This is a genomic window from Arthrobacter sp. I3 (assembly GCF_000520575.1).
GTDB lineage: Bacteria > Actinomycetota > Actinomycetes > Actinomycetales > Micrococcaceae > Arthrobacter > Arthrobacter humicola_A.
The window spans coordinates 1-8,933 of record NZ_AZSB01000525.1 but is presented as its reverse complement, the minus strand read 5'-3'; the positions used below and the strand labels follow the sequence as shown (position 1 = coordinate 8,933).

Sequence of the window (8,933 nt, the reverse complement as noted above, 5' to 3'; positions counted from 1 at the left end):
CGGCCGGCCCGTCTGTTGCTACGGGGCGGAGTTACTTGGCGGAGAGCTCGGTGAGCTTGGCCTGCATGTCGTTCAGGGCCGTGTCCGTGTCCTTCTTGCCGGTGATGGCCGCGTACGCCTCTTCCTGGATGGCCTTGGTGGTGGCGCCGTACTGGACCACCTTGGGGCGCGGCTGGGCGTTGTTCAGCGAGGTCAGCAGGGTGGGGAAGAACGGGCGCTTGGCGACGACGGCGGGGTCCGCGTAGAGGGAGGCGTACGCCGGGGCGCGGGAGGACAGGGCCAGGCGCTTCTTGGCCTGCTCCTCGCTGGTGAAGAACTTGATGAAATCCAGCGCCGTGGCCTTGTTGGCGGTGAACGGCGAGATGGCGAGGCTGCGGCCGCCGAGGGTGGAGACGCCGGGGCCGTCGGTGCCGGGGATGGAGGTGATGCCGAACTTGCCGGCCACCTTGCTGGAGCCGTCCGTGGCGCTCAGGGAGGCGTGCAGGAAGGGCCAGTTGCGCAGGAAGACGAGCTTGCCGTCCTGGAACGCGCGGCGGCCCTGCTCCTCGAGGTAGGTGATGGCGTCGGAGGGGAAGAGGCCTTCCTTGAAGCCGTCCACCAGCAGGTTCAGGCCCTTCTTGGCCTCGGGGGTGTTGACGGTGGGCTTGCCCTCGGCGTCCACCACGGTGCCGCCGGCGGAGGCCACGGCCTCGGAGAAGTTGACCGTGAGGGCCTCGTTCTTGTCGAACTGGCCGGCGTAGCAGGACATGCCCGCGGCCTGGGGGAGGGCCAGGATGGCCTTGCAGGCGGTCTTCATTTCGTCCCAGGTCTTGGGCGGGGCGGCGATGCCGGCGGCCTTGAGCAGGTCCGAGCGGAAGTAGAACAGGGCGCCGTCGGTGTAGTACGGGGCGCCGACCAAGGTGTCCCGGTACGTCGCGGCGTTGACGGTGGCGGGGATCATCTTGTCCGTGGGGATCGCGTCCGCGGGCAGCGGCATGATCCACTTGTTGGCGGCGAATTCGGAGGTCCAGACGACGTCCAGGTTCAGCACGCTGAAGGTGTCCGATTTGATCTGGGCGTTCTGGATGAGCTGCTGGCGCTACTGGTCCGCGGAGTCAGGCAGTTCGATGAACGTGACCTTCTCCTCCGGGTGGGCGGCGTTCCATTCCTCGATGCTCTTGTTCGCGGCACCGGAGGCGTCGCGGTTGGAGACGTAGTTGATGGGGCCCTTGCCCTCGAAGGACGCGGCGGCGGCCTTCGGGGCGCTCTTGGCGTCCGTGGCGGTCCCGCCGCAGCCGGTGAGGGCGACGGCGGCGACGGTCAGGGATGCGGTGGTGGCCAGAAGAGTCTGCCAGGTGCGGCGGCGCTGCCTCATGTGTTGCTCCTTGTTCATTGAGGTGGTGCGAGTCGGGTGGTGCGGGTGGTTTGGTGCATGCGGAATCGCGGCGGGTTGCCTGGTGGCACAGGGGAGTGCCGGCTGCCGCCGTGGGTGGTTGGTTTGTTGGGGTTAGCTAGCTGACGAGGACTTGTTCGCCGACTTGTTCGCCGGGCGGTGCCGGGTCCGCCGGGACTGGATTTGGCGGCGCTGTGGAGCCGCGCTCGATCAGCCGGTGCGGCATGATCTTCGGCCCCAGGTCGCGGGAGCGGAGCAGCTTCTTCACGGCCATCCGTCCCATCTCCTCGAGCGGCTGGGCCATGGTGCTCAGCGGCGGGTTCACGTGCAGGGAGGTAGAGGTGTTGTCGAAGCCCAGGACGGAGACGTCCTCCGGCACCCGGAGGCCGCGCCGCTGCAGTTCATTGACGACGGCGGCGCCCATCTCATCGCTCATCGCGAAGATCGCGGTGAGCCCTGGTTCCTGCTGCAGCAGTTCGTCCGCGCCGGCGGCGCCGCTTTCGTAGAAGAAGCTGCCGGTCGCGGTCACCGGGGTGCAGGCGGCTTCGGTCATGGCGCGGAGGTAGCCGCGCTTGCGGGGCTGGGCGACGTAGACCGACGCCGGATCGCCGGTCAGCAGGCCGATGCGGCGGTGGCCGAGCCGCAACAGGTGACGGGTCGCGTCATAGGCTGCCTGCTCGTCGTCGATGGCCACGCTGGGTGAGCCTGACTTGTCGCTGATGGCGACGGAGATGATGGGGACGTTGGGTCCCAGCAGTTGCCTCGTCTCCGGCGTGATCACCGCGGAGATGAGGATGACGCCGGCGGCCCGGTAGGTGCGCAGGGTCCGCAGGTAGCCGGCGATGTAGGCGGACTTGGCGCCGGTGCGGCCGAGCATCACGGCGTAGCCGCGTTCCTGGGCCTCTTCCTCCACACCCTGCATGACCTGGGAGGCCAGGGCATCCGAGACCATGGGCGCGAGGAGCCCGATCACGGACGTCTGCCGGGTCTTGAGGCCCCGGGCGAGGTAGTCCGTCTCGTAGCTGAGGCTCTTGACCGCAGTTTCGACGCGTTCCCGGGTCTCGTCGGAGTAGCCGACCAGCCCGTTGACAACCCGGGAAACGGTGGCCGGAGAGACGCCGGCGTGCTTGGCGACATCGCGGATGGTGACCACTGTTCCTCCTCCCTGAGGGTGCCTGCGGGTGCTGCGTGCTTGCTGTCGGGCGCGTCACGCAAACGGTTTACGTAAACGGTTTCGTTCGGTGCAGGATCAACAGTAAGGGGTGGGTGCGGGATAGCGTTGCGTTTCGTAAACAGGGTAGACATCTTGATTCGCTACCCTCACCCAGCAGCGTGTCCGCCACTCGAATTCGGAACACTAGACTTTGTCTATGACAGGCGAAATCGAGCAACGAGACTGGGTACCGGCCGACGGGAGTTTGCCAAGACAAGCGGAGTCCGGGACGGTGTATGTTCTACCCACTCGTCTCCCACCCGAAGTCGTCGGCCCTGGTGGTGTTCCCATGTACTCCAACAAGGTTCGCTACATGCCGAAAGTTGGCCGAGCGGCAGGCATCGCCGTCGAGTTTTCAGTCCCGAGTGGTAAGAGGCAGTTTCTCGCTGAGTATTCTGCGGATTCCTTTCTCGAGGTTGCATTGGCGCTCGTGGGGCCGATGAATGATTACCTAATACTGGCTGTTCAAGAATTCTTTCGTCATAGGGCAAAGGTTGCTGGCCACACGGAGGAGACGGCACAGGAACTTTCTCTCCGGCTCTCGATAGCTGAGCTGAATACGAACGCCGGTCTTGTCAAAGGCATTCAATTGGAGGGGCGAGGGGAAGACGTCATCGCCACTCTTAAGTTGCTTAAGGGGAAATAGTGGCTTCAGGGCGCCGTTTTGAGTGCATCCTTATCCCATATGGGGTGATACCCCCGGATGCCGGTCCTGCCCGTGACCGCTACCTGGAAATTAATGGCCTGGAACAGCTTGAGATTGCTGATGAAGAATATAGGTCGGCATTGCAGTTACTCGGACCCCAAGCTGAAGGCATGCCCATGCTGTTGGACCCGCTGGAACGTGTCAGCCTTGCCGAAAAACGCAGACAACAGGTGCATAACCGTGTGGGTTGGACGCTATTTAAAAGCCGCCTAACTGATTCGGCACTCGGCTCTATTGAAGCGCACGTTCGTAGCTCGGAATCAGCCGCCGTCTCGGCGCTCAATTACTTGGAAGACCACGCGCTTGAGCCCACTGCCCACCTTGCAATCCACAGGGCGGCGTTTATGCGCAGTGGTCTCTTCGGGTGCCCCATCGTTCGCAAAGACGGTGGCCTCTGGTCCGACTGTTCTGTTGACATTTCACATATTCGGCTAGGGATGTCGGCGGGCTTGAGCACTGAGTTCAGGTGCTCTGTATGCGATGAAATGCTTGAGGATTGCGACCATTGGATGGGTGAACTCTACCCGCAGACCGCAAAGAGGACTCCTTCGGGAAGTTGCTCTCTCTGCTTCGAAAAAGTATGTCAACACGAGCCCGGCTCATCATACGAGGTGGCGGCGCAAGGCATAAGTACCAAGATGGACCTACACGAAGGCTCTCTAGTGCGCCGGCCTCATTTCCCGTTGGCCCGAATTACAACAGTTGAGATTGACCTAGAGCTTGATCCAAAAGATCCTCTTTACCCGCACAGCCAGGCGGGAGGCCTGCACTGCGACACCTGTCTAGGTCCTTGCAGCGGCTATCGGTCATTCCCGTAACCGGCGGATCCATGGGTCATAGGTGTCAGTTGTGTGGCTCCGGCAGTGCAAGTGCGGCGGGCAACGACAGCCAACACTGATGCCCTAGACAATCGCAGGGGGTCGCGGTCGAGCCCATCCTCAGGTCGCACGCCGTCCACCAAATCTGCGATTTTACGATTTAGTCTCGACCGGTGTCTAACTCGCCGCGAGTCCGCAATTTGGCGATATAGTCTCCAATCGTGCTTACGTGCACCCCTACTCGGTTGGCGATCTGCGACCGAGTCCACCCTTCGGCATAAAGCGTCTTAGTCAGGGCCATTCGTTCGGTCATCGTAGTGCTTTCAGGGCATGTCGGTGCTGAGGGAAGCACTGAACCTGGGCTTAGAGATTTCCTTGCGGACTCGTCCGTTTTCGAACCACGCGCACCTATAGCATTACGTTGCATTGCCGCCGCCGCCGCGCTGGTGTGGAGTTGCTCAGCGGTCATTCCGTCTCGATTTAGCGGCGGCCTGAGCGTAGTGCGCAGGGACTTCTCGGTGGTTTCCGCAAGTGTCGATTCATCCAAAGCGACAAAGGACATAGATAGGTTCTGGGTCATCCAGGTTGTTAATCTCTTCTCGTGGTCCCGGATCAGGCCCGGATGCGCTGAATTTCCTCGCCATTCGGCCTGCATACCCATTAGGGATGCGAGAGCCCTGCGGAGTGTTGACTTGGACGTAAGCAGCTTGTGATGCTTCGCCCGAGTGCGGAGAGACGACGCCCGGCCGATGTAGATCAAGTCACCTTGGCTTATAGGAGCCAGCGGCGGAGGCCAGTTGAAATCCATCGGGAGATCGCCCTGAAGGTACCATTTATAAACTCCGGGGAGTGTTGGAGTGGCGGCCCAGGCCTTGTCGCAGGCCTCAGGCATCGTCCATTCGTGAGCGCCTTGTGCTGCCTTCATTGCTGAATCGTATCGAAATCTGCAGGAAATTTTCCCAGCCGACGTGCCAGAGTTATGTACGCCGTTTCGGAAAAGGCCACTCCTCTTGAAGTAGCCTGGCGCAGTGACTAATTTCTTTGGTGGAGTGGCAGCGGAGCAGCTGCCCGAGGGCTTATACGAACTTCTTAACACGGATGCCCTAGGTGACCACCTGCGCCAAGAGCAAGAACTCCAGCCGGTCTTCGCAGAAATTGAAGACGAAGACACCCCGGACATCCTCTCCCGCCACGTCGCAGAAGCCGTCCGGCGGGCCCTGGCCGCAGCCAAGCCAACTGACCGCGTGGCCCTCGCGAACAAGCTCCTCCAGGAACTGAACACAGGTGACCGCATCGCACCCGGCCCCACCCAGCTCCAGTCCCTTCACCGCCCGGAGAGCCTCAAGCGCCGCAACCTGCGCCGCCCCACCACCAAACTGAGCGACTCCGCCCTCCTCACCAACAGCAAGGACGATCCCAACCTCGCCGCGGAACTCAGGACCGAGATCGAATCGGCCAATACCGTAGACCTGCTCTGCGCCTTCGTTCGCTGGACGGGACTAAGACTTCTCGAACCAGCTCTGCAGCGGCTCAAGGAGCGCGGCGCCAAACTCCGGGTCATAACCACCACCTACATGGGCGTCACGGAACGCCGCGCCATTGACGAACTCGTCAACCGCTTTGGCGCAGAGGTGAGGATCAACTACGAAACCCAGGCCACCCGCCTGCACGCCAAGGCCTGGCTGTTCCGGCGGAACTCAGGATTCGACACCGCCTATGTCGGCAGTTCCAACCTGAGCCAGGCCGCCCTCCTGGACGGCCTCGAATGGAATGTACGGCTCAGCTCCGTCGGCACGCCGGCGCTGCTCAACAAGTTCGAGGTCACGTTCGACAGCTACTGGGCGCAGCGCGCCTTCCAACGCTACGATCCGGAGCGCGACGGCGAAAAGCTGGACGCCGCCCTGGAACGCAACGGCGGCCGGCGCACGGCCGTCCCCGGAGCGGCCACCGGCCTCGAGCTCCAGCCCTTCCTCCACCAGGAGGAGATGCTCGAAGACCTGGAAGCCGAGCGGCTCAAGGGCTTCAGCCACAACCTCGTGGTCGCGGCGACAGGTACCGGGAAGACCGTCATCGCAGCCCTGGACTACAAACGCCTTTGTCAGGCAGCCGGCCGTGACCTGAAGCTGCTCTTTGTCGCCCACCGCCAAGAAATCCTCAAACAGGCCGTGCGCACGTACCGTGACGTCATGCAGGACGGCGCCTTCGGCGAACTCTACGTCGGGGAACACAAACCCGGGCAGTGGAAGCACATATTCGCCTCCGTCCAGTCGCTGTCATCCCTCGGCATTGAACAGCTGGCACCGGACTTCTTCGACGTCGTGGTGATCGATGAATTCCACCACGCCATGGCGCCCACCTACCGCCGGCTGCTGGACCACCTGCAGCCGCAGCAGCTCCTCGGACTGACCGCGACGCCGGAACGCGGCGACGGCGTCGACGTCGCCAAACAGTTCTTTGACGGGCGGACGGCCAGCGAACTGCGTCTCTGGGACGCGCTGGATGCCGATCTGCTGGTGCCGTTCCACTACTTCGGCGTCTCGGACGACGTCGACCTCAGCAAGTTGGAGTGGAAGCGCGGCAACTACGACACCGCACAGCTGGACAACCTCTACACGGGCAACGACGCCCGCGCCGCCAAGGTGATCCGCGAACTCCGCGACAAGGTGACTAGCACCGAGCAGATGCGGGCAATCGGCTTCTGCGTCTCGGTCCGGCACGCCCACTACATGGCCGAGGTCTTCAACCGCGCCGGGATTGCCTCCGTTGCCGTCGACGGGAGCACCGACGACGCCGACCGGGCGGCGGCGCTCAAGCGTCTCGCCGCACGCGAGATCAACTGCATCTTCGCCGTCGACCTTTTCAACGAAGGCCTGGACCTGCCGCAGGTGGACACCATCCTGATGCTCCGGCCCACGCAGAGCGCCACGATCTTCCTCCAGCAGCTGGGGCGCGGGCTGCGCCGCGCCGAGGGCAAGGCGGTGCTGACCGTCATGGACTTCATCGGCCAGCAGCACCGTGAGTTCCGCTTCGACCTGCGTTACCGGGCGCTCACCGGGTACGGGCGCAGGGAGCTGGAAAAGGCCGTCGAGGACGGGTTCCCGTACCTGCCGTCGGGCTCTCAGATCGTGCTGGACCGGGTGGCGCAGAAAGTCGTGCTGGACAACATCAAGGCGCAGCTGCGGTTCAACCGCGCCCAGCTGGTCCGGGACATCGCCTCGTACGCGGAGACGGACCTGGAGAAGTACCTGGAGCGGTCCGGTAGCGACGTGAAGTCGATCTACCGGTCAACGAAGGATTCGTGGACCGGCTACCTCCGCCAGGCCGGCTTGATCGAGGGGTCCTCGCCTTTGGAGACGGTCCTCAGCGGACGAATTCAGGAGCTCTCCGACGCCGACGAGAAGAAGCTTCTCGGCCGGATGGCTGCGCTGATCCATGTGGACGATCCGGAACGGGCCAAGGCCTACTCGATGCTCGTCGGCGCCGATGCGCCCCGCTACGCTGATCTCGGCATGCGGGAACAGACGTTCGCCCGCATGCTGTTCTACATGCTCTGGGACGACGGCGGCGATTTCCGGTCGTACGACGCCGGCCTCGACTACCTGCGCGGCTATCAGTTTGTCTGCAGCGAGATCCGCCAGCTCGTGATGCTCGGCGTGGCAGCCTCCAAGCATGCCGCCAAGGGACTGGGCGCGGGGCTGCAGCACGTTCCGCTGCTCTCGCACGCGACGTACCGCCGCGAGGAGATCCTGGCGGCGCTGCAGTACGGGTCGTTGGAGCTCGGCAAGAACGTCCAGCACCGCGAGGGCGTGGCCTGGTGCCCGGCGACGTCCACGGACGCCTTCTTTGTCACGCTGAACAAGGACGACAAGAAGCACTCGGCCACCACCATGTACAAGGACTACGCCATCAGCCCTGAGCTGTTCCACTGGGAATCACAGAACGCGACTTCGCCGGGTAGCCCGACGGGCAAGCGGTATCTGGACAGGGCCTCGCACGGGTCGAAGATCCTGATCTTCACGCGGGACAGCGCAGAAGACGAGACGGGCCTGACTGTTCCGTACACCTGCCTCGGCCAGGTGGATTATGTCCAGCACACTGGAGCGAACCCCATCGCGATTAGATGGAGGCTCCACCGGCCGATGCCGGCTGATGTGTATGCCACGGCGGCTGCGGTGGCGCAGTGACGTCGGACACCCGACCTCTCGACTCATAATCGTGAGGTCGGGAGATCGAGCCTCCCCACCGCTACAGACAAAACCCCCGGAATCCTTGAGATTCCGGGGGTTTTTCTGTGCTATTGGGTAAATGGTTTCCGAGATCCGTCTCTTAGATTCCCCAATAATGACTCGTATTCCCGGAGAGGTGGCTACTAAATGGCTACTCCCGGGTGAGAACGGTGATCTGTCCTGATTGAAGTAGCCCTGAGGAGCCCTGCGTGGCTGTCTCCGCCTCTCGCAGTTTGCAGGGGCCCAAGGCCGCCAAGGGGGCTGGGCTGTGGCCCAGGATGAGCCACTGCGCCACCCAGTAGAGACTTCTCGGCGTCCGTGCGAGGAGTTTCCGGACCCCGGGCATTATGCGTGCCTGCTGGCATGAGATGTCCCTGCTTTGAACCGCCTTTGGTTGGGGGCAAGGGCTTTACTGCTTCGTTCCTGCCGGGGCGGTCTGCTTCCGGAAGGTTCCGGTGATGGCGAGTTTGCCCGAGTATTGGATGGACCCGTAGCGGAAGAGGTGCACGGCGAGTCTGAGGATGAGGAATCCGATGATGAAAAGTTCGGCGATGACGATGGTTGCTTCGACGGGTGAGAGGGTGCCGAAGCCGTTGCG

General features: G+C 62.9%; 5 protein-coding genes and 1 pseudogene. 2 read left to right on the top strand and 4 right to left on the bottom strand.

What is annotated here, in order from left to right; translation table 11 throughout:
* Window positions 1–31 precede the first annotated feature (31 nt).
* The 3 genes from Y706_RS23065 to Y706_RS23060 form a co-directional block, all read right to left on the bottom strand.
* Window positions 32–1,051, bottom strand: coding sequence for an ABC transporter substrate-binding protein (locus tag Y706_RS23065; RefSeq protein WP_343213019.1), 1,020 nt, complete (start codon window positions 1,049–1,051; stop codon window positions 32–34).
* Between the two features lie 27 nt (window positions 1,052–1,078).
* The gene (locus Y706_RS30640) at window positions 1,079–1,354 is read right to left on the bottom strand and encodes a hypothetical protein (protein WP_343213018.1); all 276 of its coding nucleotides are present in this window, start codon (window positions 1,352–1,354) and stop codon (window positions 1,079–1,081) included.
* Between the two features lie 136 nt (window positions 1,355–1,490).
* Window positions 1,491–2,525 (bottom strand): LacI family DNA-binding transcriptional regulator, encoded by a 1,035-nt coding sequence (locus Y706_RS23060; RefSeq protein ID WP_043434196.1) that lies wholly within the window; start codon window positions 2,523–2,525, stop codon window positions 1,491–1,493.
* A 217-nt stretch (window positions 2,526–2,742) separates the two neighbouring features.
* Here Y706_RS23060 and Y706_RS0101935 point away from each other — a divergent pair, with 217 nt between their 5' ends.
* Both Y706_RS0101935 and Y706_RS0101925 read left to right on the top strand, forming a co-directional pair.
* Window positions 2,743–3,231 (top strand): hypothetical protein, encoded by a 489-nt coding sequence (locus Y706_RS0101935; protein ID WP_156945040.1) that lies wholly within the window; start codon window positions 2,743–2,745, stop codon window positions 3,229–3,231.
* A gap of 1,906 nt (window positions 3,232–5,137) precedes the next feature.
* Window positions 5,138–8,293, top strand: a complete 3,156-nt coding sequence (locus tag Y706_RS0101925) for a DEAD/DEAH box helicase (protein ID WP_084475857.1) — start codon at window positions 5,138–5,140, stop codon at window positions 8,291–8,293.
* 451 nt (window positions 8,294–8,744) lie between these two features.
* Here Y706_RS0101925 and Y706_RS29065 read toward each other — a convergent pair.
* Window positions 8,745–8,933: pseudogene (locus tag Y706_RS29065) on the bottom strand (ABC transporter permease); the annotation flags it as partial.

Bases quoted from the DNA above. Each gene is read 5' to 3' on its own strand.
- Y706_RS30640 (WP_343213018.1), bottom strand. From the start codon at position 1,354: ATGAGGCAGCGCCGCCGCACCTGGCAGACTCTTCTGGCCACCACCGCA.
- Y706_RS0101935 (WP_156945040.1), top strand. From the start codon at position 2,743: ATGACAGGCGAAATCGAGCAACGAGACTGGGTACCGGCCGACGGGAGT.